This window comes from Pseudomonas sp. G3-39, assembly GCF_054790485.1.
Genome location: NZ_CP186497.1, coordinates 5,716,109 through 5,741,773 on the forward strand (window position 1 = coordinate 5,716,109; position 25,665 = coordinate 5,741,773).

At 61.5% G+C, this 25,665-nt stretch carries 25 protein-coding genes; 10 read left to right on the top strand and 15 right to left on the bottom strand.

Going from position 1 to position 25,665, the window contains the following annotated elements:
- Positions 1 to 5 precede the first annotated feature (5 nt).
- Positions 6 to 1,019 (bottom strand): porphobilinogen synthase, encoded by a 1,014-nt coding sequence (hemB, locus tag ACOYXG_RS25860; protein WP_097089544.1) that lies wholly within the window; start codon positions 1,017 to 1,019, stop codon positions 6 to 8.
- 207 nt (positions 1,020 to 1,226) lie between these two features.
- On the opposite strand from hemB, the gene ACOYXG_RS25865 reads away from it, so the two are divergent.
- Both ACOYXG_RS25865 and elbB read left to right on the top strand, forming a co-directional pair.
- The gene (locus ACOYXG_RS25865; protein ID WP_027610469.1) at positions 1,227 to 1,877 is read left to right on the top strand and encodes a DedA family protein; all 651 of its coding nucleotides are present in this window, start codon (positions 1,227 to 1,229) and stop codon (positions 1,875 to 1,877) included.
- Between the two features lie 279 nt (positions 1,878 to 2,156).
- Positions 2,157 to 2,825: an isoprenoid biosynthesis glyoxalase ElbB gene (gene elbB, locus ACOYXG_RS25870; RefSeq protein WP_096796119.1), complete on the top strand. Its 669-nt coding sequence runs from the start codon at positions 2,157 to 2,159 to the stop codon at positions 2,823 to 2,825.
- A 139-nt stretch (positions 2,826 to 2,964) separates the two neighbouring features.
- Here elbB and ACOYXG_RS25875 read toward each other — a convergent pair whose 3' ends face one another.
- The 3 genes from ACOYXG_RS25875 to ACOYXG_RS25885 form a co-directional block, all read right to left on the bottom strand.
- Positions 2,965 to 3,420 carry a YaiI/YqxD family protein gene (locus tag ACOYXG_RS25875; RefSeq protein ID WP_027610467.1) on the bottom strand — a complete coding sequence of 152 codons (456 nt, stop codon included), beginning with the start codon at positions 3,418 to 3,420 and terminating at the stop codon, positions 2,965 to 2,967.
- A 108-nt stretch (positions 3,421 to 3,528) separates the two neighbouring features.
- Positions 3,529 to 5,424, bottom strand: a complete 1,896-nt coding sequence (locus tag ACOYXG_RS25880; protein WP_103368180.1) for an FTR1 family protein — start codon at positions 5,422 to 5,424, stop codon at positions 3,529 to 3,531.
- An 86-nt stretch (positions 5,425 to 5,510) separates the two neighbouring features.
- Positions 5,511 to 6,410: a LysR family transcriptional regulator gene (locus ACOYXG_RS25885; RefSeq protein ID WP_460354764.1), complete on the bottom strand. Its 900-nt coding sequence runs from the start codon at positions 6,408 to 6,410 to the stop codon at positions 5,511 to 5,513.
- 128 nt (positions 6,411 to 6,538) lie between these two features.
- Here ACOYXG_RS25885 and ACOYXG_RS25890 point away from each other — a divergent pair, with 128 nt between their 5' ends.
- From ACOYXG_RS25890 to ACOYXG_RS25910, 5 genes are all read left to right on the top strand, one after another.
- The gene (locus tag ACOYXG_RS25890) at positions 6,539 to 7,918 is read left to right on the top strand and encodes a COG3014 family protein (RefSeq protein WP_460354767.1); all 1,380 of its coding nucleotides are present in this window, start codon (positions 6,539 to 6,541) and stop codon (positions 7,916 to 7,918) included.
- A 241-nt stretch (positions 7,919 to 8,159) separates the two neighbouring features.
- Positions 8,160 to 9,554 (top strand): COG3014 family protein, encoded by a 1,395-nt coding sequence (locus ACOYXG_RS25895; RefSeq protein WP_460354770.1) that lies wholly within the window; start codon positions 8,160 to 8,162, stop codon positions 9,552 to 9,554.
- 15 nt (positions 9,555 to 9,569) lie between these two features.
- A complete protein-coding gene (locus ACOYXG_RS25900) occupies positions 9,570 to 9,944 on the top strand; it encodes a YcfL family protein (RefSeq protein WP_460354772.1) in 375 nt (124 codons plus the stop codon).
- A 36-nt stretch (positions 9,945 to 9,980) separates the two neighbouring features.
- Entirely contained in the window at positions 9,981 to 10,568 is a 588-nt protein-coding gene (lpoB, locus tag ACOYXG_RS25905) for a penicillin-binding protein activator LpoB (protein WP_003229365.1), read from the top strand.
- A gap of 3 nt (positions 10,569 to 10,571) precedes the next feature.
- Positions 10,572 to 11,315 (top strand): hypothetical protein, encoded by a 744-nt coding sequence (locus tag ACOYXG_RS25910; protein WP_047297243.1) that lies wholly within the window; start codon positions 10,572 to 10,574, stop codon positions 11,313 to 11,315.
- A 123-nt stretch (positions 11,316 to 11,438) separates the two neighbouring features.
- Here the strand turns inward: ACOYXG_RS25910 and ACOYXG_RS25915 are convergent, their stop codons facing one another.
- The 3 genes from ACOYXG_RS25915 to ACOYXG_RS25925 form a co-directional block, all read right to left on the bottom strand.
- Positions 11,439 to 12,071, bottom strand: coding sequence for a LysE family transporter (locus ACOYXG_RS25915; protein ID WP_027610461.1), 633 nt, complete (start codon positions 12,069 to 12,071; stop codon positions 11,439 to 11,441).
- Between the two features lie 202 nt (positions 12,072 to 12,273).
- Entirely contained in the window at positions 12,274 to 12,855 is a 582-nt protein-coding gene (locus tag ACOYXG_RS25920; protein ID WP_098966213.1) for a mechanosensitive ion channel family protein, read from the bottom strand.
- Entirely contained in the window at positions 12,855 to 14,765 is a 1,911-nt protein-coding gene (locus tag ACOYXG_RS25925; RefSeq protein ID WP_003229372.1) for an ATP-binding cassette domain-containing protein, read from the bottom strand. The genes ACOYXG_RS25920 and ACOYXG_RS25925 overlap by 1 nt, the downstream gene beginning before the upstream one ends.
- Positions 14,766 to 14,815: 50 nt before the next feature.
- Here ACOYXG_RS25925 and ACOYXG_RS25930 point away from each other — a divergent pair, with 50 nt between their 5' ends.
- A complete protein-coding gene (locus tag ACOYXG_RS25930; RefSeq protein WP_460354776.1) occupies positions 14,816 to 15,280 on the top strand; it encodes a TIGR02444 family protein in 465 nt (154 codons plus the stop codon).
- Here the strand turns inward: ACOYXG_RS25930 and ACOYXG_RS25935 are convergent.
- Positions 15,277 to 16,437 (bottom strand): AlgP family protein, encoded by a 1,161-nt coding sequence (locus ACOYXG_RS25935; protein WP_096796112.1) that lies wholly within the window; start codon positions 16,435 to 16,437, stop codon positions 15,277 to 15,279. The two genes, ACOYXG_RS25930 and ACOYXG_RS25935, sit on opposite strands and share 4 nt — an antisense overlap.
- Before the next feature lie 192 nt (positions 16,438 to 16,629).
- On the opposite strand from ACOYXG_RS25935, the gene ACOYXG_RS25940 reads away from it, so the two are divergent.
- Positions 16,630 to 17,295 (top strand): FKBP-type peptidyl-prolyl cis-trans isomerase, encoded by a 666-nt coding sequence (locus tag ACOYXG_RS25940; protein WP_097089530.1) that lies wholly within the window; start codon positions 16,630 to 16,632, stop codon positions 17,293 to 17,295.
- A 77-nt stretch (positions 17,296 to 17,372) separates the two neighbouring features.
- Here ACOYXG_RS25940 and ACOYXG_RS25945 read toward each other — a convergent pair whose 3' ends face one another.
- The 7 genes from ACOYXG_RS25945 to ACOYXG_RS25975 all read right to left on the bottom strand — a co-directional run bounded on the left by ACOYXG_RS25945 (position 17,373) and on the right by ACOYXG_RS25975 (position 23,771).
- Positions 17,373 to 17,831: an Rsd/AlgQ family anti-sigma factor gene (locus tag ACOYXG_RS25945; protein WP_027610455.1), complete on the bottom strand. Its 459-nt coding sequence runs from the start codon at positions 17,829 to 17,831 to the stop codon at positions 17,373 to 17,375.
- A gap of 186 nt (positions 17,832 to 18,017) precedes the next feature.
- Positions 18,018 to 18,569: a disulfide bond formation protein B gene (locus ACOYXG_RS25950; protein ID WP_027610454.1), complete on the bottom strand. Its 552-nt coding sequence runs from the start codon at positions 18,567 to 18,569 to the stop codon at positions 18,018 to 18,020.
- A 218-nt stretch (positions 18,570 to 18,787) separates the two neighbouring features.
- Complete coding sequence (locus ACOYXG_RS25955) at positions 18,788 to 20,026, bottom strand: heme biosynthesis protein HemY (RefSeq protein ID WP_027610453.1); 1,239 nt, start codon at positions 20,024 to 20,026, stop codon at positions 18,788 to 18,790.
- Positions 20,023 to 21,165, bottom strand: a complete 1,143-nt coding sequence (locus ACOYXG_RS25960) for a uroporphyrinogen-III C-methyltransferase (RefSeq protein ID WP_150370094.1) — start codon at positions 21,163 to 21,165, stop codon at positions 20,023 to 20,025. Before ACOYXG_RS25960 ends, ACOYXG_RS25955 begins: the two co-directional genes overlap by 4 nt.
- Before the next feature lie 16 nt (positions 21,166 to 21,181).
- Positions 21,182 to 21,949, bottom strand: a complete 768-nt coding sequence (locus ACOYXG_RS25965) for a uroporphyrinogen-III synthase (protein WP_103368170.1) — start codon at positions 21,947 to 21,949, stop codon at positions 21,182 to 21,184.
- Positions 21,946 to 22,887: a hydroxymethylbilane synthase gene (gene hemC / locus ACOYXG_RS25970; RefSeq protein ID WP_460354782.1), complete on the bottom strand. Its 942-nt coding sequence runs from the start codon at positions 22,885 to 22,887 to the stop codon at positions 21,946 to 21,948. The genes ACOYXG_RS25965 and hemC overlap by 4 nt, the downstream gene beginning before the upstream one ends.
- Positions 22,888 to 23,024: 137 nt before the next feature.
- Complete coding sequence (locus ACOYXG_RS25975; RefSeq protein ID WP_460354785.1) at positions 23,025 to 23,771, bottom strand: LytR/AlgR family response regulator transcription factor; 747 nt, start codon at positions 23,769 to 23,771, stop codon at positions 23,025 to 23,027.
- 472 nt (positions 23,772 to 24,243) lie between these two features.
- Between ACOYXG_RS25975 and argH the strand changes: the two genes are divergently transcribed.
- On the top strand, positions 24,244 to 25,638 hold the full coding sequence (gene argH, locus ACOYXG_RS25980) for an argininosuccinate lyase (protein WP_027610449.1): 1,395 nt from the start codon (positions 24,244 to 24,246) through the stop codon (positions 25,636 to 25,638).
- Positions 25,639 to 25,665 lie beyond the last annotated feature (27 nt).

Below are 25,665 nucleotides of genomic sequence, written 5' to 3' on the forward strand. Positions count from 1 at the left end.
GAGGGCTATTTCTGCTCTCGTAACAATTGAGCGGCGCGGACAGCAAAGTAAGTCAGGATGCCATCAGCGCCGGCACGTTTAAAGGCGGTCAGTGATTCAAGAATTACCGCCTCGCTCAACCAGCCATTCTGGATCGCCGCCATGTGCATGGCGTATTCGCCGCTAACCTGATAGACGAAGGTCGGCACTTTGAAGGCATCTTTTACCCGGAAAAGAATGTCCAGGTACGGCATGCCGGGTTTGACCATGACCATGTCCGCGCCTTCAGACAAGTCCGCGCCGACTTCGTGCAGCGCTTCGTCGCTGTTGGCCGGGTCCATCTGATAGGAGGCCTTGTTGGCCTTGCCCAGATTCGCCGCCGACCCCACGGCATCGCGGAACGGCCCGTAATAGGCGCTGGCGTACTTGGCCGAGTAGGCCATGATCCGCACGTTGACGTGACCGGCCAGCTCCAGCGCCTCGCGGATCGCCTGAATCCGACCGTCCATCATGTCCGACGGCGCCACGACCTGAGCGCCGGCTTCGGCGTGGGACAAAGCCTGTTTGACCAGTGCGTCGACGGTGATGTCGTTCTGCACGTAGCCTTCTTCGTCGAGAATGCCGTCCTGCCCGTGGGTGGTGAACGGATCGAGGGCGACGTCAGTGATCACGCCCAATTCCGGGAACCGCTCACGCAACGCGCGAGTAGCACGTTGGGCAATGCCCTCGGGGTTCCAGGCTTCGGCAGCATCAAGGGATTTCAGTTCGACAGGCGTGACCGGGAACAGCGCCAGCGCCGGGATCCCCAGTTCGACCCATTGCGCCGCTTCTTCAAGCAGCAGGTCGATGGTCAGGCGCTCGACACCGGGCATCGAGGCCACGGCTTCGCGACGGTTTACACCATCGAGCACGAACACCGGCAAGATCAGGTCATCGACCGTCAGCACGTTTTCCCGCACCAGCCGACGCGAAAAATCATCACGACGATTGCGACGCAGGCGAGTGGCAGGGAACAGACGATTGGCAGGGGTAAAGCTCACGGCGGACTCCTGAGCCCGCGCAAACGGGCGAGCGTGACAGTTATAGACGGCCATTATGACCAACAGATTACAGTTGTGCGTACCCCGTGACATGTAGCCGCATTCCATTGTTAGCGTAGGAATTGTTCACGTCGAGACACATTTGGACACTTTCATGAATGTGTCCGAAGGGTTAGGCTGCGCGTTCATTTCGCCAGCACCCAGACAATGCTCCAACAATTTCTGCATGACTTTGGCTACTTTGCCTTGTTCCTCGGCACGTTCTTCGAAGGCGAAACCATCCTGGTGCTCGCAGGCTTCCTCGCGTTCCGTGGATACATGGACATCAACCTGGTGGTGGTCGTGGCGTTCTTCGGCAGCTATGCCGGCGATCAGCTGTGGTACTTCCTGGGGCGCAAGCACGGGCGCAAATTGCTCGCGCGCAAACCGCGCTGGCAGATGATGGGCGACCGCGCGCTGGAACACATTCGCAAGCATCCGGACATCTGGGTTCTGAGCTTCCGCTTCGTTTACGGCCTGCGCACGGTGATGCCGGTGGCGATCGGCCTGTCGGGTTATCCGCCGGGACGTTATCTGTTGCTCAACGGTATCGGCGCAGCGATCTGGGCCACCGCCCTGGCAGCCGCCGCCTACCACTTCGGCGCGGTGCTCGAAGGCATGCTCGGCAGCATCAAGAAGTACGAGCTGTGGGTGCTCGGTGCGCTGCTGATTCTTGGCGTTGGTCTGTGGCTGCGCCGCCGCTTCAAGAATGCGCGACTGGCAAAACAGGTTTACGCCGATGAGCAAGCCGCAAAAGCGGCACTGCTGAATCAAGCAGAAGTGGCCAAACCTGCCGAACCGAAGACGCCAGCCGAATAACGCGCTGGCGCCCGGCGCACAGCCCTGCGCAAAGCCCGGGCTGGCCGGCTCTTTTAGTCATTTATCCCCTCTGCGCCAGCGGACTCCCGTTCGCCAGCGGCGTTCTCACGCCAAAAATCTCCTGCTCGTCACGAGGCAGGCAACCGCAAATAATGAACACCCCGCCGTTGCTGCGATCCATTTAGAAAGCGCTCCATGCAGGTGCAGCCGCCACTTGGGCCTATGGCAACGCACGACAAATTAGTGGACATTTAGCGCCATGAATCTGGAGAGAAACCCATGAGCAAAAAAGTTGCAGTGATCCTGTCCGGCAGCGGCGTGTACGACGGCGCCGAAATCCATGAAAGCGTCATCACCCTGCTGCGCCTGGATCAACGCGGCGCACAGGTGCAATGCTTCGCGCCGAACATCGCGCAATTGCATGTGATCAATCACCTGACCGGTGAAGAAATGCCCGAGACGCGCAACGTGCTGGTGGAGTCGGCGCGCATTGCCCGCGGCAACATCAAGGATATCCGCGAGGCCGACGTCGATGACTTCGACGCGCTGATCGTACCTGGCGGTTTTGGCGCCGCGAAAAACCTCTCGAACTTCGCCGTTGAAGGCGCCGGCTGCACGGTGCAGCCTGAAGTGCTGGCCTTGGCGGAAGCATTTGCCGAAGCGGGCAAACCGGTGGGTCTGATGTGCATCTCGCCGGCGCTGGCAGCGAAGATCTACGGCCCGGGCGTGACCTGCACCATCGGCAACGATGCCGACACCGCCACCGCGATGAACAAGATGGGCGCCAGCCACGAAGACTGCGCGGTGACCGACATCATCGAAGACAAGGCACGCAAACTGGTGACGACCCCGGCTTACATGCTGGCGCAGAACATCAGTGAAGCGGCTTCGGGGATCAACAAACTGGTGGATCGCGTTCTCGAACTGACCCACGAAAACGATGCTTGACACGAACTTTCTGAAGGGTTTTTGTGGTGAGGGGATTTATCCCCGATGGCTGCGCAGCAGCCCCTTTGCATCTTGAAGCATTGGGCCTGCTGTGCAGGCCATCGGGGATAAATCCCCTCACCACAGGAATACGGTTGAATCAGGACTGACGTGCAAGGCGGGTGAGGATGCGGTCCAGCGCATTGGCAAACGCCTGTTTCTCGCGCTCGCCGAACGGTGCCGGGCCGCCGCTGATCTGGCCCTGCTCACGCAGGTCGGTGAACAGGTTGCGCACCGCCAGCCGCTCGCCCATGTTCTGCGCATCGAACTCCTTGCCGCGCGGGTCCAGCGCTGCCACCCCCTTCTTCACCAGACGATCGGCCAGCGGGATATCGCTGCAGATCACCAGCTCACCAGGCACCGCGTGCTCGACCAGATAATCGTCCGCCGCATCCGGACCGCTGGGCACCACGATCAGTTTGACGATGGCCAGTCCCGGCTTGGTCTGCGGCTGCCCGGCCACCAGCACCACTTCGAACTGGCGCTTGAGGGCGAACTTCACCACCAGATCCTTGGCGGCCCGGGGGCAAGCGTCGGCATCGATCCATACACGCATGATTTTTTCCTCTTCAAAAAAGCATCGCGGGCAAGCCCGCTCCCACAAGGTTAACGCTAAACCTGTGGGAGCGTGGCTTGCCCGCGAATGTGAGCGCAGCGAATGCTGTTAAGCAGTGACCCGCTTCTTCTCCGCGATCCGACTCCGCCCGTACAGCACAACAATCGCCAGAATCGCCACGGCCTGAGCCGTCAGCGAATAGGCGTCGGCGTGAATCCCCAGCCAGTCGAATTCAAAGAACGCCACCGGTCGCGTGCCGAAGATCCCGGCTTCCTGCAGCGCTTTCACGCCATGCCCGGCGAACACCACCGACAAGGCACAGAGCAGACCGGCGTTGATGCTGAAGAACAGCGCCAGCGGCAGTTTCGCCGAACCGCGCAGGATCACCCAGGCCAGACCGATCAGCAGCACCAGTGCGGTCGCACCACCGGCCAGCACCGCGTCATGCCCGGCGGGGCCGGCCTGCAGCCACAGGGTTTCGTAGAACAGGATCACTTCGAACAACTCGCGGTACACCGAGAAGAACGCGAGGATCGCGAAGCCGAAACGTCCGCCGCCGCCCACCAGACTCTGCTTGATGTAATCCTGCCAAGCCGCGGCGTGCCGCCGGTCGTGCATCCACACGCCGAGCCACAGCACCATGACGCTGGCGAACAGCGCCGTGGCGCCCTCGAGCAGTTCACGCTGCGAGCCGCTGACGTCGATCACGTACGCCGCCAGCGCCCAGGTGCCAAGACCGGCGAGCAGCGCCAGGCCCCAACCGATGTTGACGCTGCGCACTGCCGACTGCTGGCCGGTGTTGCGCAGGAACGCGAGGATCGCCGCCAGCACCAGAATCGCTTCGAGGCCTTCACGCAGCAGAATCAGCAGGCCGGAGATAAAGCTCAGCGACCAGCTCAGGCCATCGCTGCCGAGCAGTTCGGCAGACTCTTTCAACTTGCCCTTGGCTACGTCCAGACGCTGTTCGGCCTGCGCCACCGGCAAGCCGTCCTGCAACGACTGACGGTAGGCCATCAGCGATTTTTCGGTGTCCTTGCGCACGTTGGCGTCGACGTTATCCAGCGAGCTTTCGACCAGCTCGAAACCTTCCAGATACGCCGCCACCGACAGGTCGTAGGCCTGATCGTGCTCGCCGGCGCGGTACGCCGCCAGGCTTTTGTCCAGCGTGGCGGCGGTGTAATCGAGCAATTGCGCCGGGCCGCGTTTGACCTGCGGCGGTTGCGCGCGCTGGGCACGGAAGCTTGCGGCGACCTGCGGGCCTTCGGCGGCCTGCACCTCGGCCGGGGTCTGGCGCGCCAGATCGGCGATGTTGAAGGTCTTGTCAGACTTGGCCGCAGCCGGGTCGGCACTGAAACCGGCAATGTAGGTCGCCAGATCCCAACGCTGACGGTCGTCCAGTTGATCGGCGAAGGCCGGCATGTCGGTGCCTTCGACGCCTTGGCCGAGGGTGCTGTAGATCGCGTACAGACTCAGATGGTCGATGCGTGCGGCATCGCGCAGGTTGGCCGGAGGCGGCGTCATGCCGAGGCCCGCCGGGCCGTCACCGGCGCCGGTTTCACCGTGACATACCGAGCAGTTCTGCGCGTACAACGGCGCGCCCCGGGTGGGATCGGGAGTGATGATCGGCGCCTGGCTGACTTCATACGCCACCGCCAGTTTCGCCCCCAGTTGCCGGGCCTGACGCGCGACTTCAGCGCCGTCCTGTTTCGCGGTGATGGCGGTGTGCAGCGCTGCGACGCCCTGCTCCAGCTCAGCCTTCTCCGGTTTGGCCGGCAGACCGCCGATCAGCCCTTGCAGCACCTGGGTGAATTCCAGTTGCTCGCGATATTCGCCGTCGTCGACGACCTTGCCCGCCTCGACCGTCGGCGGGTAGTCGGCGCTGATGTAATCGAGCAGGTGCAGCGCCTGCGGGGCGCCTTCCACGGTGTCGGCCAGCAGGCTGGAACTGCTCAAGGCCAACAGAGGGAACACCAGCCAGGCCAGGAATCGGGACGCGGCAGTCATGAATGAGTCTCAAATGGAAATGCGAAGTTACATATTGTTCACTTCGAACGCTTTTCACTCAAGCTCTGTCGATGTCTCGTGGCGTTTTAACGCAGCGCGACGGGTGTGTTGCGGTAATGCTCCAGCATGAATTCGACGAACACCTGTACCTTCAGTGCGACGTGCCGGGCATGCGGATAGAGCGCGTAATAGTGTCGCCGCCCAAGGCTGTAGTTGGGCAGGATTTGTACCAGCCGGCCGCTGAACAGATCGTCCTGCACTGTGGCCCGGGTGAACGCGGCGATACCAACCCCGGCCAACGCGGCGGCGTGCAGCGAACTGATCGAATCGGCCTTGAACCGGCCCTGCACGCGCACGCTGGTGGTGAGTCCACGCGTATCGGTCAGCACCCAGTCACTGCCACCGGCAAACGCCAGTAACTGCTGCTCGGCGAGTTCGCGCACCTGGCGCACCAGACCATTGCGCGCCACATACACAGGCGAAGCCACCAGCAACATGTCCGAGACAGTCAGCAACCGCGCCACCATGGATGAATCGGCCAACGGCCCGCAGATACGCAGGGCCACATCGAAACCCTCGGCGATCAGATCGACGAAACGGTCATCGCAGGACAGGTCCACTTCAATCTCGGGATAGCGCTGCTGAAACGCCGGCAACCAGCTCGCCAGTTCCAGCGTACCGATGACCATCGGTGCACTGATGCGCAGCACACCGCTGGGGCTTTCATGTGCCTGCCCCACCACCAGTGCGGCTTGATCGAGGCGATCGAGAATGTCCACGCACGCCGCGTAATACTGCTGCCCCGCCGTGGTCAGGCTGAAACCTCGGGTGTTGCGATTGATCAGCCGCGTGCCCAGCTCGCGTTCCAGCTGCTGCAACTGCCGGGAGATGGTCGAGTGAGTGGTGTCGAGGCGCTCGGCAGCGGCGCTGAACCCGCGACACTCGACGATGCAACGAAACGCGCGCATGGCTTGCAGTTGATTCATTAAAGCCCCGGATCTGTTGAGCGCTGAGCGCGCAAGCCTAGCGCAATCCTTGTCCACCCGGCAGCAGCAAAGCGCCCCTATAATGCGTCACCTCCGTGCTTTTGCCGTTCAAGGAAGAACCCGTCTCCATGCGCCATTGCCTGCCGCTCTACCTGCTGCTTAGCCTCATCATGCAACTGAGCGGGTGCGCCGCTTACCGCAATTACGATCAGGAAATGCAGCAGACCATCGATCAGATGGCGCAGGGCAATCTCAACGAAGCGCTTTATCTGATGGAGCTGCACAATCCTTGGGAAGACAAGGATCTGCTGTATTTCATGGAACGCGGCGCGATCCTCAGCGCCGGCACCAACCTGCCAAAAAGCCAGGAAGCGTGGCGCAGTGCTGACCGGATGATTTTTCAGCGCGAAGAAGCCGTGCCCTCCGCAGGCATGAAGTTGCTGACCCGCTTCGGCAACGAAATGGGCACGATGCTGGTCAACGACAAGCTGCTGCGCTACGAGGGTTACGACTACGAAAAAGTCATGCTGACCACCGAGATGGCGCTCAACCAACTGGCGGAAAACGATTTCGACGGTGCCCGGGCCGACATCAAGAAAACCCACGAGCGCGAAACCCTGATCGCCCGCCAGCGCGAAAGGCAATACGAAGAAGCTGAAGAGCAAGCCAAAAGCCAAGGGATCAGGCTGCATTACAAAGATTTGCAAGGCTATCCGGTGACCATCCTCGACGCTCCGCAAGTCATCGCGCTGAAGAATGGCTACCAGAGTGCGTTCAGTCATTATCTGGCAGGCTTCACCTATGAAGCCTTGGGCGAGCGTACGCTCGCGGCACCCGGCTATCGACAGGCGATCGAATTGCGCCCGGGCCTGCGGTTTCTCGAAAACGCTCTGCGCAATCTGGACAAACCCGGGCCGACAGGCGATGAAAGCGAGATTCTGATCGTGGTCCAGGCCGGCTTCGCCCCGGCACGCAGTTCGGTGCAAGTGCCGATCCCGGTACGGCTGAACGAAAACCTGACGATTATCGCCCCGATTTCGTTCCCGGTGATGGTGCCCGACACTCTCACACCTCCGGTTCCAAGCGTGCTCGTGGATGGTAAACAATACCCGCTGACGATGATCAACAGCGTCACGGACATGGCCATGCGCACCTTGCGCGATGACATGCCGGCGATCATTTCCCGCGCCATGTTCCGCGCCAACATGGCCGCCATCAGCCAGGCGCAAAAGAACGAGCGCGATCCGTCCAAGGCGTCGCTGGTGGTGACCGATCCTGATCCTTTTGAAGAGGCTGACACTAGAACCTGGCGCACGCTGCCGGACAAAACCCTGGTCGCCCGTCTGCGTCTGAAAAAAGGCCTGCACCGCGTGCGCTTTCCGTATTTTCGTGCAGAAGACGGGTTCACGGTACGCGTCGACCACAGCCATCAAGTGTTCAACCTGCGGGTATTCATGGGCCAGAACTATTACATCGGATCGGCATTGGTCCTGCCCGAAACGCCATGAACGAAAGGTGTCAGATAAAGCAGAGGAGTAATGGCACCAAACTAACAACTGCAATTAAAAAGCTATTACATGGCCAGCATCGCCCGCTTATAATGCCGCGCCCGCGCTATAGCAACGCGGCATAAAAGCTCCTCTGGTTATGAGGAATTGGCAGGAGGCCAGCGCCACTGTCGATGGGTCACACCAGCCCGACCAGCATCGGCGGCTGATGCAGTTACTAGCTCAGGGAAGAAGTACCCCCATGGCATTGCGCACTCCCACCTTGATCGCGCTCAGCGCGGTTACTCTGCTGTCCGGCTGTTCAGCGTTTCGCAACTACGATTCGGAACTGGCCCAGACCAACCAGCAACTGGCCACCGGCAACGTCGACGCCGCGCTGAGCCTGCTGGAAAAGAACAACACCGGTCCGGACAAAGACCTGCTCTATTACTTCGAGAAAGGTGAGTTGCTGCGCGCCAAGGGCGACCTGTCCGGCAGCCAGAACGCCTGGACCAGCGCCGATCAGGTGGTTGGCCAGTGGGAAGATTCGGTCAAGCTCGACACCGGTAAATACCTGGCTCAGTTCGGCAGCTTCCTGGTCAACGACAAGGTGCGTCGCTACGAAGGCTACGACTACGAAAAAGTCATGTTGACCACGCAGATGGCCCTCAACCTGCTGGCGGTCAATGACTTCGACGGCGCCCGCACCGCGATCAAGAAGACTCACGAACGTGAAGCGGTGATCGCCGACCTGCGCGACAAGGAATACCTCAAGAGTGAGGAAGAGGCCGAGAAAGAAGGCATCAAGACTCAGTACAAGGATCTGCAAGGCTACCCGGTCGCCAGCCTCGACGCGCCGGAAGTGGTCGGCCTGAAAAACAGCTACCAGAGTGCGTTCAGCCATTACCTGGCCGGTTTCGTCTACGAAGCCCTGGGCGAGAAAGACCTGGCTGCGCCGGGCTATCGCAAGGCGGCCGAACTGCGCCCGAACACCCCGCTGCTGGAGCAGGCGCTGGTCAACCTCGACAAGCCGACCAAGAGCGACGACAGCGACATCCTGATCGTGGTGCAAAGTGGTCTGGCACCCTCGCGTGATTCGATCCGCGTGCCGCTGCCATTGCCGATCTCCAACAACGTGGTGATCACCCCGCTGTCGTTCCCGATCATCAAGCCTGACACCTCTACCGCACCGTTCACGCAGATTGGCGTCGATGGCCAGCAAGTCAACCTGACCGCCCTCAACAGCACTACTGCCATGTCCCGCCGCGCTCTGCGCGATGACATGCCGGGGATCATCCTGCGCACCACCGTACGCGCGATCACCAAAGGCGTGGCGCAGAAGCAGATCAACGAAACCAATCCGCTGGCCGGTCTGGCCGTGGGTATTTCTTCAGCTGTGCTGGAAGGTGCCGATACCCGTACGTGGCGCACCCTGCCGGACAACACCCAAGTGGTGCGTCTGCGCTTGAAGAAAGGCGAGCACCAAGTCAGTCTGCCGAGCGCCGTCGGCGGTTCGCTGGTCAAGGTCACCGTCGATCAGCGTTATCAGGTGATCAGCCTGCGCGCCGTAGGCAATCAGGTGTTCGCTGGCGGTCTCGCCGCCCACGTGATCCCGAGCGCTGCTGCGACCAACGTCGCCAGCCTCAAACAACCTTAAGAACGGAGTCTTTGCATGCGCTTCAAACTCATCGCCATCGCCGCCCTCGCCGTGCTGGCCAGCGGCTGCGCCACCCCGCCACCTCCTGAGCCGGGCAGCGCCGCGAGCAAGGTCGTGGCCATGGGCCCGCAAAAGCACATCGTCGTCGGCGCCATGCGCGTCGCTCGCGAAAACGGCTTCATGACGGTCAACGTGCAGTTGAGCAACACCCTCAACAGCAACAAGATTTTCTACTACCGCTTCGCCTGGCTCGGCGCTGAAGGCTTCCCGGTCGCGGAAGAAGACGTCTGGAAAAGCCAGATGATGTACGGCGCGCAGACCAGCTTCATCCAGGGCATCGCCCCGACCCCGAAAGCCGTGGATTTCCGTCTCGAACTCAAGACGCCTTAAGTCCGCCACCCTATTCCTGTTTTAGAGAGCATTCCCATGTTTGCACGCTTTTCCCTGATCGCTGTCCTCGCCCTGCTGGCTTCCGGTTGCGCCAACACCTCGCCGACCCTGGGCAGCAAGAACATCAGCTACGGCGACACCAAAGCGGTTGAAACCGTGACCAACGAATTCGGCTCGACCGACCTGCAAATGATCGCCGAATCGATGACCCGCTCGCTGGCCCAGTCCGGCATTCTGCAGGGCCGCCCGGTGGTGCAGGTCTACGACGTGAAGAACAAGACCAGCGAGTACATCGATACCCGCGAAATCACCACCAGCATCAAGACTCAGCTGATGAAGTCCGGCACCGCCCGTTTCGCCAGCGACAACACCGCGATGCAGAGCCAGGTCGATCAGCTCAAGCTGCAAAACCAGAGCGGTCTGTACAAGAAGAGCACCGTGGCCAAGACTGGCAACATGATCGCCGCCAAATACCGTCTGGAAGGCTCGATCAGCTCGATCGTCAAACGCAGCAGCGACTACAAGGACGTCTTCTACAAATTCAGCCTGCAACTGATCGACGTCGAAAGCGGTCTGGCCGAGTGGATGGACGAAAAAGAGATCCGCAAAACCACGGAGCGTTAATTGATGCGCGCATGGATTGGCATGATGGCCCTGGCTTGCGCGTTCAGCGTGCAAGCGGCCCCGAAAGTCGCGGTGACGGATCTGGCGTATCAGGAGCGTGTGGAGCAGTACATCCACATCGTTTCGGCGCAGAACAATTACCGCGAGGGTTACTACAGCTCCAGTGGTTCGTCGAACTACAACGAGCTGGAAGCGACCACCAGCTACATCGAACAAGGTGAGCTGCGTAAATTCACCGGCGACATCAAGGGCGAGATCCTCCGCACCGGGATGTTCCAGCTGGTGCAGGGCACGCCGTACACCGCGTCGTCCAAGGGTGACGTGTACGACGTGATCAAGCGCATCAAGGCCGGCAGCTTCAAGGGTGCCGACTACGTGCTGTTCGGCACCGTGTCGGACATCGACTTCACCCAGGACATGAACGAGCTGGCGCACACCGACAGCTATTCGGCGGTGCTGGGCCTGACGCTGGTGGCGGATTTCAGCCTGATCAACACCAAGACCTACGAGATCACCTCGGCCTTCACGGCAATGGGCGAAGCGCAGGACACCAAACTGGTGAACGGCCGCGACATCAAGATTTCGTTGAACCGCCCACGGGTGGTGCGTGAGGTATCGAAAGCGCTGGGTGAGGACGTGGCCGGGCAACTGAGCATGCAGCTCGGTGGCGGCGGTTACGAGCAGCCGCGTGAGGCGCAGCAGCGCAACAATCTGCCGCGTGATACCGCGCCGGTGATTTTGCACTGACCGGCTGAGTGAATAACTCTGTGGTGAGGGGATTCATCCCCTCGCTACAACGGCGTTCACTGGAGAAATCAGTAGGAATAAAAAGGCGACCTCAAGAGGTCGCCTTTTTTGTGCCGGCAGGTTTTACACCGCCGCTTTACGCAACGTCGCCATGAATGCCGCCGCGCCAATGAATAGCCCGGCAAACGTGCGGTTCATGCGTTTCTGCTGCTGCGGCGTACGCAACAGACGCAGCACCTTGGACGCCAGTCCGGTGTAGCCGGCCATGACAATCAGATCCACGCAGATCATGGTCGCACCGATCACCACATACTGAATCAGCAACGGTGCGTGAGGATTGATGAACTGCGGCAGCACCGCCAGCATGAACACCAGTGCCTTGGGGTTGCTGATGTTGACCAGGAAGCCGCGAAACACCAGCGCCAGCGGTTTGCCGATCGGCCGTACCGCCGCGTCATCGCTCATGTCCATGGGCAGCGCGCGCCATTGCTTGATCGCCAGATAGACCAGGTACGCCACGCCGAACCATTTGATCGCGTGGAATGCGGTGGCCGAGGCGGTGAGGATCGCGCCGACACCGGCGCCGACAATCGCGATCTGCACCGCCAGGCCGATCTGCAGGCCGAGGGCGTTCCAGTAACCGCGCCAGAAACCGTATTGCAGACCGCTGGACATCGACGCAATGGCGCCCGCGCCCGGGGACAGACTGATCACCCAGCAGGCGGCAAAGAATGCCAGCCATGTTTGAAGCTCCATCGCACACCTCGACTCTGAATCGTGACAGACGTCAAAGCTAATGCGCTTTGGCGCGGATGACTACCGATTTTTGCTGGAGGGTTCGGGCACGGCTGAGGGCCTCTTCGCGAGCAAGCCCGCTCCCACATTGGATTTGTGTCAATCACAGATCCAATGTGGGAGCGGGCTTGCTCGCGAAGGCGTCAGATCAGACGCCCGAGGACTACTTCTCGAAACCGCTCGAAGGAAACACATCACTCCCGCGCCAGCGCCGCACCGAACGCTGGAAGAACAGGCTGTTCGGCACTTGCACCATGGCGCTGCCAGTCCCGAGCTCCTCGGCTTCGATCAACGTGGTGTAGAGCAGATTGATCGCCACCACCCGGCCTTTGACACCCGGCTTGTCGGTGGTGTCCACCAGCTCGACCACATCGCCCAGGCGAAACGGGCCGACGGTGAAGATCAGAATCGCGCAAAGCAGGTTCGACAGCACACTCCACATCGCGAAGAACGCCACCGCCGCCACCGCGACGAAACCCGACAGCGCCGTCCACAGCACCGTGGCCGACACCCCGAGGCGTTCCAGCACAAAGATCAGCGCGCTGCCCATGATCAGCCAGCGCAGACCGCCCCGCAGGGGCATCAGCAACTGCGGCGGAAACGGATAGCGCTCGCCCAGGCGGGTGAGGAATCGAGCGACGACACGTTGAGCGAAGTAGCCGGCCAGCAGGATCAGCAGAATCTGCACGCCGAGCCAGATCGGTTCGACCCACACCGCCGGCAGCGGCAGCTTGAACGCTTCCATCAGGACAGCGCCTCCAGCTCCGCCTGCATGCTTTCCAGCGTTTCGAGTGCCTCCATCCACGCTTCTTCCAGCTCGGCTTCGCGCACTTTCAGCTTGGCCTGCTCTGCCAGCAGATCACGCAACTCGTTCTTGCGCGCCGGCTCGTAGATGTCGCTGTCACCGAGGCTGGCATCGACCTTGGCGAGTTTTTCGTGGAGCTTGCCCAGTTCGGCTTCGAGCTTGTCGGCCTCGCGCTTGTGCGGTGCCAGTTGCTGACGCAATGCAGCAGCGGCCTGGCGCTGGGCCTTTTTGTCGGTCTTGTCCGGGTTCACCGGGGTGTTGCTGACCGGCGCATTGCGTTGACGATATTCCACCAGCCAGCGCGCGTAATCTTCGAGGTCGCCATCGAACTCTTCGACCTTGCCGTCCGCGACCAGGTAGAAGTTGTCGGTGGTGCTCTTGAGCAAGTGCCGATCGTGAGACACCACCAGTACCGCGCCGCTGAATTCCTGCAGCGCCATGGTCAGCGCCAGGCGCATTTCCAGATCGAGGTGGTTGGTCGGTTCGTCGAGCAGCAACAGGTTCGGCCGTTCCCAGGCGATCAATGCCAGCGCCAGACGCGCTTTCTCGCCACCGGAGAAATTCAGCACTGGCTCGTCAATGCGTGCGCCACGGAAATCGAAACCGCCGAGGAAATCGCGCAGGGTCTGCTCGCGTTCGGTCGGCGCCAGACGCTGCAAGTGCAGCAGCGGGCTGGCCTTGGCATCCAGCGAGTCGAGCTGATGCTGGGCGAAATAGCCAACCACGGTGTTTTCGCCACGGGTCAGGCGCCCGGCCAGCGGTTCAAGCTCGCCGGCGAGGTTCTTGATCAGGGTCGATTTACCGGCACCGTTCGGCCCGAGCAGACCGATCCGCGCACCCGGGGTCAGTTGCAGCTTGACCTTCTCCAGGATGGTTTTGTCGCCGTAACCCAGGCGCGCATCGGACAGGTCGATCAGCGGACTGGAGATCTTGGTCGATTCGCGAAACACGAAATCGAACGGTGAATCGACGTGGGCCGCCGACAGCTCTTCCATGCGCTCCAGGGCCTTGATCCGGCTCTGCGCCTGACGGGCCTTGGTGGCCTGAGCCTTGAAGCGGGCGATGTAGCTTTCCATGTGCGCACGTTGCGCCTGCTGCTTCTCGTAGGCCTGTTGCTGCTGGGCCAGACGTTCGGCACGGGCGCGTTCGAACGCAGTGTAGCCGCCACGGTACAGGGTCAGTTTGCGCTGATCGACATGGGCCACGTGATCGACCACTTCATCGAGGAAGTCGCGATCGTGGGAAATCAGCAGCAGGGTGCCCGGGTAGCTTTTCAGCCACTCTTCGAGCCAGATGATCGCGTCGAGATCCAGGTGGTTGGTCGGTTCGTCGAGCAGCAACAGGTCCGACGGACACATCAAGGCCTGCGCCAGGTTCAGACGCATCCGCCAGCCACCGGAGAAATCTCCTACCTGACGATCCATCTGCTCGTTGGTGAAACCGAGACCGGCCAGCAACTTGCGTGCCCGCGCATCGGCGGTATAGCCGTCGGCGCTGTCGAGTTCGGCGTGCAGGCGGGCCAGAGCCGTGCCATCGTGGGCCGCTTCGGCGGCGGCGAGGTCACGTTGCACTTCGCGTAGACGCAGGTCGCCATCGAGCACATAGTCGACCGCCAGGCGTTCGAGGGTGTCGACCTCCTGGCGCATGTGCGCGATCCGCCAGTCGGCCGGCAGCAGGCAATCGCCCGAGTCCGGGTGCAACTCGCCGCGCAGCAAGGCAAACAGGCTGGATTTGCCGGCGCCGTTGGCACCGATGAGGCCGGCTTTGTGGCCGGCGTGCAGGGTCAGCTCGGCGTCTTCTAGCAGACGTTGCGGGCCACGCTGTAAAGTCAGGTTCTGAAGTCGGATCATAATGGCGGCGGAGTCTACCAGCTTCGCTCACAACTGGCGCGAGTAGCACGATGTCCTCTGACCTGTGGAGCTTTTCCCTTGCCACCTACGCCCGACCGGGCGTGGAACCTGCCTGCCTGCAACTGCAAGCGGCGGGGGCCAATGTCTGCCTGCTGCTGTGCGGTCTGTGGTTGGAACAACGTGGCGTGGCCTGCGACGAACAACGCCTGGAGCAGTTGAAAACGCTGGTGGGGCCTTGGGATGCGGAGGTGGTGCAGCCACTGCGTGCATTGCGCACTCAATGGAAAACCCTGGCCGAGGAAGATCCGGTACTCAAGGGTCTGCGAGAACAAATGAAAGCATTGGAGCTGGAAGCCGAACGGCATCTGCTGTGGCAACTGGAACAGGTTGCGCAGGATTGGCCGCGCGATGACGCATCAGCGTCGGGGGAGTGGCTGGAGAGCCTGGCGGGATCGACCGCCAGCCCGAACCGCGACGCGCTGCAAGTGCTGCGCGTCGCGGCAACCGGCACTTAGGAAGCGCTGGTCGGGTTGCTGCTGGCGCTCGACGCAGCGGCTGGCGTTGGCGCCGTCGTGGTGGTCGAGGTGGAAGCGGCTGGAGCAGGCGCGGCGGCGGCCGGCGCCGGAGCGGCTGGCTTGGCGGCAGGTGCAGTCGCCGGCTTGGCGGCAGCTGGTTTGGCAACGGCCGGTTTTTTCGCGGCAGGTTTGGCAGCTGGCTTGGCGGCTGGTTTAGCGGCTGGCTTTGCGGCTACTGGTTTGGCGGCAGGCTTGGCTGCAGCGGTCGCAGGTTTTGCTGCTGCAGGTTTGGCAGCGGTTTTAGCGGCAGGCTTGGCCGCTGGTTTGGCAGCAACCTTGGCAGCAGGTTTTGCCGCGACTGGTTTGGCCGCAGTCTTGGCTGCCGGTTTTGCAGCGGCGGTTTTCGCGGCAGGTTTGGCAGCCGGTTTTACCGCTACTTTGGCAGCTGGTTTAGCAGCAGCGGTTTTTGCCGGAGCGACTTTGCGCGCAGCAGGTTTTGCTGCTGGCTTGGCAGCCGGTTTGGCCGCTGCAGGTTTGGCAGCGGCAGTACGTGCGGCCGGTTTCGCAGCGCTCGCCGCAGCCGGTGTTTTCACTGCAGTTTTTGCAGCAGGTTTGGCGGCGGTTTTAGCCGGTGCCTTGGCTGCTGGTTTGGCTGCTGGTTTGGCTGCCGGTTTTGCCGCAGCGGTTTTCGCCGGAGCTTTCGCCGCAGCAGGTTTGGCTGGCGCTTTTTTCGCAGGCGCTGCTGCTGGTTTGGCGGCGCGGGAGGACAGCGCTTTGCCGGCGGCCTCTTGCACCCGGCCGACACCCTGGGCCAGTTTCAGGCTTTCCTGGGCATCGCGCTTGAGTTGCAGAATGTAGCCGCGAGTGTCGGACTGACGATCCTTCAACGCATCGAGCAGGTCTTCAAGTTCTTTGACGGCAGCCTTGGCCTTGTTCTGTGCCTTGGCTTTACCGGCAGCAGCGGCGTCCTGCAATTTGGTGCGGGACTTGTGCAGTTTTTCTTGCGCCTTGCCGCGTTGCTTTTCCAGTTTGGCGAGCAGTTTTTCAGCATCAGCCAAGGCTTGGGAGCAAGCGTTTTCCAAATGCTCGAGCAGGCTGCCCGAGAGTTGTTGGAGTAAGTGCAACGGAGTGTTTACAGGCTTCTTGGTGGCCGACATGGTTTACCTCCTGGCTGACGTGAGTGCGGCTCATACTAGACCTCTGCAGTTACCGCCGCTAGGTCATCTTGACAGTAACGAAACCGTTGCGTTGCAACGAAGCGAAAATGTTCTTCAACAAGTCAAAAGCAGTTCACCGTTGCAGACCTTCGCGCTGGCATAATCCACCGCAATTCAGGACGGAGAGAGCTCATGTCGCGCTACCTTTTTTTATCCCTCTGCATGATTTTTTCAGCGGCACACGCCGACGAAAAAACCACCGCGAACGACGCTCACGATCTGGCCTACAGCCTCGGCGCCAGCCTCGGTGAGCGGCTGCGCCAAGAGGTGCCGCAACTGCAGATTCAGGCACTGGTCGATGGTTTGCAGCAGGCCTATCAAGGCAAGCCATTGGCACTGAGCGAAGCACGGATCGAGCAGATCCTCGCCGATCATGAATCGCAAAACGCCGAGCACTCATCGCTGCCGTCGAGCGACGCCGCGATGGAAAACGAACAACGTTTTCTCACCGCCGAAAAAGCCAAACCGGGCGTGAAGCAACTGGCTGACGGCATCCTGCTGACCGAGCTGACACCGGGCACCGGTGCCAAGGCCGGCCCCGATGGAAAAGTCCAGGTGCTGTATGTCGGTCGGCTGCCGGATGGCACGGTGTTCGACCAGAACACTCAGCCGCAATGGTTCAGCCTCGACAGCGTGATAGCCGGCTGGCGTTCCGCGCTGCAGAACATGCCGGTGGGTGCCAAGTGGCGACTGGTGATTCCATCGGATCAGGCCTATGGCGCCGACGGTGCGGGCGATCTGATCGCGCCGTTCACACCGTTGGTGTTTGAAGTCGAATTGCGCGGTGCAACGAGCTGACCGACGCCGATTCGCCGGCATAAAAAAACGCGGTGCGCTTTCGGCGCATCGCGTTTTTTTTTGCCTGAGAAAACCAATCAGGCCTGAGCGGTATCTTCTTCCTTGTGTGCCGTGTGCAACACTTCAATCAGGCAGTCTTCAAGTTCGAAGCGTTCGTGAAGCAGGCCACCGAGCTCCTTGAATTTCTCCGCAACGCATTTGCCTTCGTCGCAAAGGTCGTTGAACGCGAGGAGTTTTTCGGTGATGACGTCGATGCGCGGGTAGATTGTCTCGGCCAATTCCAGACCGCGCGTGTCACCGAACGCCTTGGCTTCACCGGTCAGCTGTTCGTAGATCTCGAAGTGCCCGGCCGAGACGTAATCGACCAGCACGCCGCAGAATTCAAGCAAGGGTTTACGGTTCTCGGACAGAGCCTGTGGTTTGTCACCCAACTTGTCGTAGGCACCGATCAGATCTTCACGCTCTTGCAACCAGCGGTCGATCAGCAGATGAACTCCACCCCAGCGTTCCTGAGCATTCTGACAACTTTCGAGCATGGCGATCTCTCTTCCCTTGTGGGTCATGCTGCTCTACACCCGCGCCCCTCTTCTGGCTGTTATCGCTTGGGGGCCGACCGGGCAGAGCGTCATCGAGCAACATAAATCCAATGACACGTGCGGGCCAGATTATGCCCGCACGCCTATGGCTTCAAGGTACGCAGGAGATAAAGTTCATACAAGTGTTTAATCCCTGACCAGCGTGCGGTGCGACGCTTCGCCGCTGAGCGGTCGCTGCAGAGCGCTCCAGACCAGCCGCAGCAATTGATAGACCGCCAGGATCGACATCGCCACAAAGAACAGCAGGCTCCATTCCGGGATGCTCAAATCGAACAGCGTCCAGGAAATTTCTGCGCAATCTACACCGCCCCTAAGCATCCGCAACGTTGCACACAACCACGGCAGGTTGCTGAACAACGCTTCGGCATCAGGCGCGCACCTCGCCATCTGCATCAACGGGTCACTCTGCAACAATACCTGTCGCCAGGCCGCCGTAGTCCCGCCCAGGCTCAGGCCAAGCGCGGCGACCCAGTACAGCGACAGGCCGACACGCCGTGGGCCGTGGACCGCCGCCAACCCGCAACAGAACGTCAGCAACGCCATGAAAAACCTTTGCGCCAGGCACAGGCTGCAGGGCGTCAGCCCGACCGCATACTCGAGATAATAGGAAGCTCCCAGGGCCATGGCCCCTGCAGTGAAAGCCGTGAAAAACAAGGAGCGTGAACAGGCCAACGACATGGCTTTTCCGTAACAGTGGAGACAGGCAGTTACGGTAGAGGAAAGCTTGTCAGCCTTTCAAGGCGGGGCCTTGGCGACAGTTCACCAGAAGTGTAGGGAAAACCCGACAGGTGCGAGAGGAATAGGTGTAGTCCGTTGTAGGACTTTGCCCAAGACGCCCGCCACAGGTAATTTTTCGCTCACTGAACGTTAACGAGGGAGCATGCTCCCTCGCGATATCAGGCGTGAACCGGCACCGGCAACGGCGCGGCCAGCAGACGCTCATCCAGCAATCCGAGACCCTCCTGGAACAGCTGGTTACTGCGCTCGGTGTCACCCAGTTGCGCAAGCAGACGTGCCAGCTCGGCGCAGGCTTCAGGGTTACGCTGCACTCGCAGACTGCTTTCCAGGTAATCCCGTGCCTTGCCCCACAAGCTGGCTTGCAGACAGAGACGACCGAGGGTCAGCAACAGGCTCGGGTCAGCAGGATGTTCCTTGAGCCAACCTTCGGCGGTCTGCAACTGGCGCGCCGGATCGCTGCCGCGCACCAGGCCATACAGACGCGCGAGATGGCTGTCGTACTTGCGCTTGAGGGCACTGCGCAGGATTTCTTCAGCTTCGACCTGAGCACCCAACTGACGCAATTGCTCGGCGTATGCCAGCACCAGCGCCGGCTCCTGACGCTGCGCGGAGGTCAACTGCTCCCAGGCACGGGTGAGTGACTGCAGACCGACCTTGCCGTCCTCGTCCCGATGCGCTGCCAGAGACAGGTTGTTGCCCCAGGCACGACGTTCCAGTTCAGCCAGTTCGGCCGGCGGCAGCACCTTGTCCTTGCGCAGTTCCGGCAACAGGCGAATCACCGCCGACCAGTCGCCGCGCTGCTGATGCAGACGCTGCAACTGTCGCAAGGTCTGCACGTTATGCGGATGTCGCTCGTGCATCGCCTGCAGGGTCACCAAGGCGCCGTCGGTATCACCACGATCGGTCTGCAACTGCGCATGACTCAAGGCAATCGCCAATTCGGCCTGCGGCTGGCGCTCCAGCGCACGTTCAAGCAGGTGATCACACTCTTCGTACTTGCCTTGTTCGTTGGCCGCGCGTGCCGCGCCGAGGTAATACAACAGCGGCTGGCGCTCGGCCTCGGCGGCGCGAGACAGATGACGTTGCGCGCTGGCCCAGCGACCTTCGGCCAGATCCAGCTGCCCGTGTTCGATGGCCACCTGCACCCGCCGGCTGCGGTTGCGGCGCGACCACGGATTGACCACGCCACTGGAGGCCATGACCAGCTCGACCAAGGCCTTGATCCCCCAGATCAGCAGCCACAACACCGCGATCAGGCCCAGCGTGGCCCACAGACTGGCCTCGTAGCGGAAGCTCTTGTAGGCAATCAACACGTACCCGGAGTGCTCGGCAATCGCCAGGCCCAGTGCCGCCGTCGCCGCGATCACCAGAAACACGATCACATACAGGCGTTTCATGGCGTGGTCTCCTGCGCGGTATTGGCGGCAGGTTTGGCGAACGGTTTGACCGATTCTTCAGCGTTGACGTTACGGCGCTCCAGATAAGCCTGCACCGCACTCAGCGTGCCGGTCAGGTCCGGCGTCTTGACCGTGACCGGTTGCTGGCTCAGCTCGGCAACCTGTTCAAGCATGATTTTGCTCTGCGGATTGTCCGGGTTGAAATTGCCCGTGAGCACATCCCGCGCTTCGGTCAGTGCCTGGGTGTAGACCGGTGCCTGGCCATTGAGCGCCGCCCATTGCGCTTGCTCCAGCGCGAGACTCAGGGCAAGGCGCACCTGGCTCAGACTTTGCCCGGCCAGCAGTGGCTTCACGTTCTTGTCGGCATTGAAATCGATGCGGATGTAACGCGACACCTGATCCCACCACTGCGCCCAGCGACTGGCGCCATCGCCGTCAGCGGTCAGGCCCAGCAGCGACTCGCCGCGATCCTTGTACTCAGGCGCCAGCTCGGTCAGTTCGATGACCTGATCACGCAAGGCACCGATGCGCAGGAACAGACCGGTGCGATCCGGCTGCTCGGTGCTGCGCAGCGCGACGAGGGTTTTCGCCACTTGCTCGCGGGCGGCGAACGAGCCGGGATCGTTCTGCTCACGCAGAATTTCGTCGGCACCCTGCACCAGCGCCTGGGCGCTGCTGATGTCCTGCAAGGCCGACAGACGCAGGCTGGCCAGACGCAGCAGATGCTCGGCCTCGGCCAGACGCCAGTCCTTGCGGCTGGCACCGAGGACGGTTTCCAGACGCTGGTTGAGACGCTGCTGATCCCCCTGCAGTTGCGTCACCAGACGCTGACGTTCGGCGAGTTCATCGGCACCGGGCAATTGCGCGAGGCGCTCGGTCAGGCGCTGTTCGTTGAGCTTGAGGCTCTGCGCCTGATCGTTCAGTGCCTGCACCTGGCCTGACTGTTGTGCGGTGTTGCTCTGCAGGTGACGCACCTGCCAGACACCCCAGCCACCGATCGCCACGCCGGCAGCGCCGAGCAACAGGGCGACAATGGCCAGTCCGTTGCCCCGGCGCGGCTCTTTGGCCGGCGGTGGAGTTTCAACCTGGGCATCGATCACAGGCTGGACATCATCTTTAGGCAAGGCTGTTTCGCTCACGTATCCATCCTTTGCATTAGAGAACGGGCACGGGATGCTCCCGTAACGCCGTCAGCAAAGCCGCGGCACTCGCGCCGCGGCAATCCACAACTGTTCGGGCCCCGGCGGCACGTGCCAGCTCGGCGACCCTTGGGCTTGGCACAAACAACGGCAACTGCGCAATTGACGGCCAGGCATCGCCGGCCATCTGGCGCAAGTGCTCGAAACCCTGTCCACTGCTGACCACCAGCCCGTTCAAGCGTTCCGCTGCGATGCGCCGGGGCAGCTCTTGCGGCGGGTAGGCCGGCAGGTCACGCCGATACAACTCCAGATACTCGACACTAGCACCAAGCGCGCGCAGGCGCTCGGCGAGCAGCTCGCGACCACCCTCGCCACGCAGGATCAGCACCTGCGCGCCGGGCCCTGTGACCGCCTCGCGCAGACGCGGCAATTGCAGCAGGGCTTCACTGTCATCGCCGTCGGCGGGAAAGTGTACGTCGAGACCATGATCGCGAAGAATCTGCGCGGTCGCTGCACCGACGCTGAACCACGGCATCGACAGCGACTGAAGCCCATGAGCGTCCAGCAGATCAAGCGCAATCCGCGCCGCCGGCTTGCTGACCACGATGACCGCGCTGCAACCCGGCAGCTGCGCCAGCACCTGACGTATCTTGTCAGAGACCGGCAGCGGCGCTATGTCCAGAAGCGGCAGGCAACTGCTGAAAATCCCCTGCCCGGCCAACACCGCGGCCAGCGCCGCGCAGTCATCTGCAGGGCGCGTCAGCAGTAGGCGCCAGCCAGTCACTCGTGACCTGCCTCGCCATACACCGCTTTGAGAATGTCGTCGGCACCCTGACTGAGCAACGCTTCAGCGACCTGCACGCCCAACGCTTCGGCATTGGCACGCGGCGCACGCGCTTCGGCGCTGAGCAGCTTGCCACCGCTCGGCTCGCCCACCAGACCACGCAACCATAGCTGTTCACCTTCGAGCACGGCGTAGCAGGCGATCGGCACCTGGCAGCCGCCATTCAAGTGTTTGTTGAGGGCACGTTCAGCGGTCACGCGCGAAGCGGTATCGGCGTGATGCAACGGTGCGAGCAAGGCGTGGATTTGCGTGTCGGCGCTGCGGCACTCGATGCCGACGGCGCCCTGACCACCGGCCGGCAGGCTGTCATCGACGCTGATGGCCGAGGTGATGCGGTCTTCAAAACCGAGACGGATCAGACCGGCCGCCGCGAGGATGATCGCGTCATATTCGCCGGCATCGAGCTTGGCCAGACGGGTATTGACGTTACCGCGCAGGAAGCGGATTTCCAGATCAGGACGACGGGTCAGCAGTTGCGCCTGACGCCGCAGGCTGGAGGTGCCAACGATGGCGCCGGCAGGCAGCGCATCGAGGCTGACGTAGGTATTGGAAACGAAAGCATCGCGCGGGTCTTCGCGTTCGCAGATACAGAACAGGCCAAGGCCTTCGGGGAAGTCCATCGGCACGTCTTTCATCGAATGCACGGCGATGTCGGCTTCGTTTTCCAGCAGCGCAGTTTCCAGTTCTTTGACGAACAGACCCTTGCCGCCGATTTTCGACAGCGGCGAGTCGAGCAGCTTGTCGCCGCGACTGACCATGGGCACCAGCGTCACCAGCAGACCCGGATGGGCCGCCTCCAGACGGGCTTTGACATATTCGGCCTGCCAGAGGGCCAGCGCACTTTTACGGGTGGCGATGCGGATTTCGCGAGAGGACATGGATCAATCCGTACTGAATAGATACGGCGGATAATAACAGCTCAGCCAAATCCACTTTGACTTGAATCAGAAACGGCGTGGCCTCCCTGGCCTGCAATGCCCGGTAGAAGAAAGTGCAACCGCGCGCGAAGGCCGGGTCAGAGGCCCTGCATCATCTTGCGCACACCGGCCACATGCCGGCGGCTGACAATCAGCGCATCACCATTAAGGCCTTTGAGGAACAGCTGGAAATGCCCCAGCGGTGTGCGTTGCAGACGCTCGATTCGGTCGCGGGCGACCAGCGCGTTGCGGTGGATGCGCACGAAACGCTCGCCGAATTCGTCTTCGAGGGCCTTAAGCGGCTCGTCCAGCAGCACCTCGCCGCTCTCATGGCGCAAAGTCACGTATTTGTGATCGGCAATGAAATAGACCACCTGATCCAGCGGGATCAGCTCGATGCCTTTGCGGGTGCGGGCGCTGATATGACTGCGCGGGCCGTTACCGCTTTCGGCGGCGGGACGGGTCAGGGCCGAGAGTTGCGTCCGGTTGGGACGTTCAGCCCGTTTCAGGGCTTCATGCAGATGTTCGGTTCGCACGGGTTTCACCACATAGCCCACGGCGCTGGCCTGCAGGGCTTCCACGGCAAATTCATCGGGGCCGGTGCAAAACACCACAGCCGGCGGCGTTTCACGTTCGCACAGACGGGCAGCGACCTGCAGGCCATCGAGGCCCGGCATGCGGATATCGAGCAGCACGATATCCGGCTTGTGGCTGTCGATCAGCGCCAACGCCTCTTCGCCATTCGTGGCGCTGGGCTCCAGGACTGTATAACCCTCGAGCTCGCTTACCATTCGGCTTAGGCGCTCGCGAGCCAGTGGTTCGTCATCAACGATCAGGACATTCATATTGCGCTGGATTCCTGCGTGAGTCTCGCACAAGGATAGCGTAGACAGGTGAAGTGACGTCCGTCACCGCGATCCACGCTAAGACTAGCCCGAGCGCCAAAAAGTGCCGTACGTCGGCCAGCAATATTTGCCAGTGTCCGGGTCGTACTGCTCAAAGCCCGCTGTTTCCTGCGTTTTTCACGGGGTATGCCAAAGGACAAAACCACCCACCCCCTCTTCTTATAGTCGGCGTCCGGACCTTTGTGCGATCCGCAGTCGCGCCGACCCTTATGTCCAACTGTAGACGCTTGCCGGGCCGATATTGCTCAATCGAAAAATATCCTTGCGCAAATCCCCCGCAGACGGCGCCGACTATGAATGAGCAGATGAGAAAAAAACGTATCGACCGGTGTCAGCGACAGGATTGGCAACCCTGTTATTATCCGCGCCAGCGTTTCACGCCTTCTTTCTTCAAGCCGATACGAGCGAATTCATGAGCACTGACAAGACCAATCAGTCCTGGGGCGGCCGCTTCAGTGAACCCGTCGACGCCTTCGTCGCCCGCTTCACCGCCTCCGTCACCTTCGACCAGCGCCTGTATCGCCACGACATCATGGGCTCGATCGCCCACGCCACCATGCTGGCCAAGGTCGGCGTGCTGACCGATGCCGAGCGCGACAGCATCATCGACGGCCTGAAGACCATTCAGGGCGAAATCGAAGCCGGCCAGTTCGACTGGCGCGTCGACCTCGAAGACGTGCACATGAACATCGAAGCACGCCTGACCGACCGCATCGGTATCACCGGCAAGAAACTGCACACCGGGCGCAGCCGCAACGACCAGGTCGCCACCGACATCCGTCTGTGGCTGCGTGACGAGATCGACCTGATCCTGGCCGAAATCACCCGCTTGCAAAAAGGTCTGCTGGAGCAGGCCGAGCGCGAAGCCGCCAGCATCATGCCCGGCTTCACTCACCTGCAAACTGCTCAGCCAGTGACCTTCGGCCACCACATGCTGGCGTGGTTCGAAATGCTCAGCCGCGACTACGAGCGTCTGGTCGACTGCCGCAAGCGCACCAACCGCATGCCGCTGGGCAGCGCCGCGCTGGCCGGCACCACCTATCCGATCGACCGCGAATACACCGCGCAACTGCTGGGTTTCGACGCCGTCGGCGGCAACTCGCTGGACAACGTTTCCGATCGCGACTTCGCCATCGAATTCTGCTCGGCCGCGAGCATCGCGATGATGCACCTGTCGCGCTTCTCCGAAGAGCTGGTGCTGTGGACCAGCGCGCAGTTCCAGTTCATCGATCTGCCGGACCGCTTCTGCACCGGCAGCTCGATCATGCCGCAAAAGAAAAACCCGGACGTGCCGGAGCTGGTACGCGGCAAGACCGGTCGCGTATTCGGCGCACTGATGGGCCTGCTGACCCTGATGAAGGGCCAGCCACTGGCCTACAACAAGGACAACCAGGAAGACAAAGAGCCGCTGTTCGACGCCGCCGACACCCTGCGCGATTCGCTGCGGGCGTTTGCCGACATGATCCCGGCGATCAAACCGAAACACGCGATCATGCGTGAAGCGGCCCTGCGTGGTTTCTCCACCGCGACCGATCTGGCGGACTACCTGGTGCGCCGTGGCCTGCCGTTCCGTGACTGCCACGAAATCGTCGGTCACGCGGTGAAGTACGGCGTGGATACCGGCAAGGATCTGGCCGAGATGAGCCTGGAAGAACTGCGACAGTTCAGCGACCAGATCGAACAGGATGTGTTCGCCGTACTGACCCTGGAAGGCTCGGTGAATGCCCGTGACCATATCGGCGGGACTGCGCCGGCGCAGGTCAAGGCAGCGGTGGTTCGCGGTCAGGCCCTCATCGCCAGCCGCTAAGGTCAAAAGCTTCGCGAGCAGGCTCGC

Bases quoted from the DNA above. Each gene is read 5' to 3' on its own strand.
- ACOYXG_RS25975 (WP_460354785.1), bottom strand. From the start codon at position 23,771: ATGAATGTCCTGATCGTTGATGACGAACCACTGGCTCGCGAGCGCCTA.
- argH (WP_027610449.1), top strand. From the start codon at position 24,244: ATGAGCACTGACAAGACCAATCAGTCCTGGGGCGGCCGCTTCAGTGAA.
- ACOYXG_RS25920 (WP_098966213.1), bottom strand. From the start codon at position 12,855: ATGGAAGCGTTCAAGCTGCCGCTGCCGGCGGTGTGGGTCGAACCGATC.
- ACOYXG_RS25950 (WP_027610454.1), bottom strand. From the start codon at position 18,569: ATGTCGTTGGCCTGTTCACGCTCCTTGTTTTTCACGGCTTTCACTGCA.
- ACOYXG_RS25935 (WP_096796112.1), bottom strand. From the start codon at position 16,437: ATGTCGGCCACCAAGAAGCCTGTAAACACTCCGTTGCACTTACTCCAA.
- ACOYXG_RS25890 (WP_460354767.1), top strand. From the start codon at position 6,539: ATGCGCCATTGCCTGCCGCTCTACCTGCTGCTTAGCCTCATCATGCAA.
- ACOYXG_RS25900 (WP_460354772.1), top strand. From the start codon at position 9,570: ATGCGCTTCAAACTCATCGCCATCGCCGCCCTCGCCGTGCTGGCCAGC.
- ACOYXG_RS25875 (WP_027610467.1), bottom strand. From the start codon at position 3,420: ATGCGTGTATGGATCGATGCCGACGCTTGCCCCCGGGCCGCCAAGGAT.
- ACOYXG_RS25955 (WP_027610453.1), bottom strand. From the start codon at position 20,026: ATGAAACGCCTGTATGTGATCGTGTTTCTGGTGATCGCGGCGACGGCG.
- ACOYXG_RS25925 (WP_003229372.1), bottom strand. From the start codon at position 14,765: ATGATCCGACTTCAGAACCTGACTTTACAGCGTGGCCCGCAACGTCTG.
- hemC (WP_460354782.1), bottom strand. From the start codon at position 22,887: ATGTCCTCTCGCGAAATCCGCATCGCCACCCGTAAAAGTGCGCTGGCC.
- lpoB (WP_003229365.1), top strand. From the start codon at position 9,981: ATGTTTGCACGCTTTTCCCTGATCGCTGTCCTCGCCCTGCTGGCTTCC.
- ACOYXG_RS25945 (WP_027610455.1), bottom strand. From the start codon at position 17,831: ATGCTCGAAAGTTGTCAGAATGCTCAGGAACGCTGGGGTGGAGTTCAT.
- ACOYXG_RS25880 (WP_103368180.1), bottom strand. From the start codon at position 5,424: ATGACTGCCGCGTCCCGATTCCTGGCCTGGCTGGTGTTCCCTCTGTTG.
- ACOYXG_RS25895 (WP_460354770.1), top strand. From the start codon at position 8,160: ATGGCATTGCGCACTCCCACCTTGATCGCGCTCAGCGCGGTTACTCTG.
- ACOYXG_RS25930 (WP_460354776.1), top strand. From the start codon at position 14,816: ATGTCCTCTGACCTGTGGAGCTTTTCCCTTGCCACCTACGCCCGACCG.
- ACOYXG_RS25885 (WP_460354764.1), bottom strand. From the start codon at position 6,410: ATGAATCAACTGCAAGCCATGCGCGCGTTTCGTTGCATCGTCGAGTGT.
- elbB (WP_096796119.1), top strand. From the start codon at position 2,157: ATGAGCAAAAAAGTTGCAGTGATCCTGTCCGGCAGCGGCGTGTACGAC.
- ACOYXG_RS25915 (WP_027610461.1), bottom strand. From the start codon at position 12,071: ATGGAGCTTCAAACATGGCTGGCATTCTTTGCCGCCTGCTGGGTGATC.
- ACOYXG_RS25940 (WP_097089530.1), top strand. From the start codon at position 16,630: ATGTCGCGCTACCTTTTTTTATCCCTCTGCATGATTTTTTCAGCGGCA.
- ACOYXG_RS25910 (WP_047297243.1), top strand. From the start codon at position 10,572: ATGCGCGCATGGATTGGCATGATGGCCCTGGCTTGCGCGTTCAGCGTG.
- ACOYXG_RS25865 (WP_027610469.1), top strand. From the start codon at position 1,227: ATGCTCCAACAATTTCTGCATGACTTTGGCTACTTTGCCTTGTTCCTC.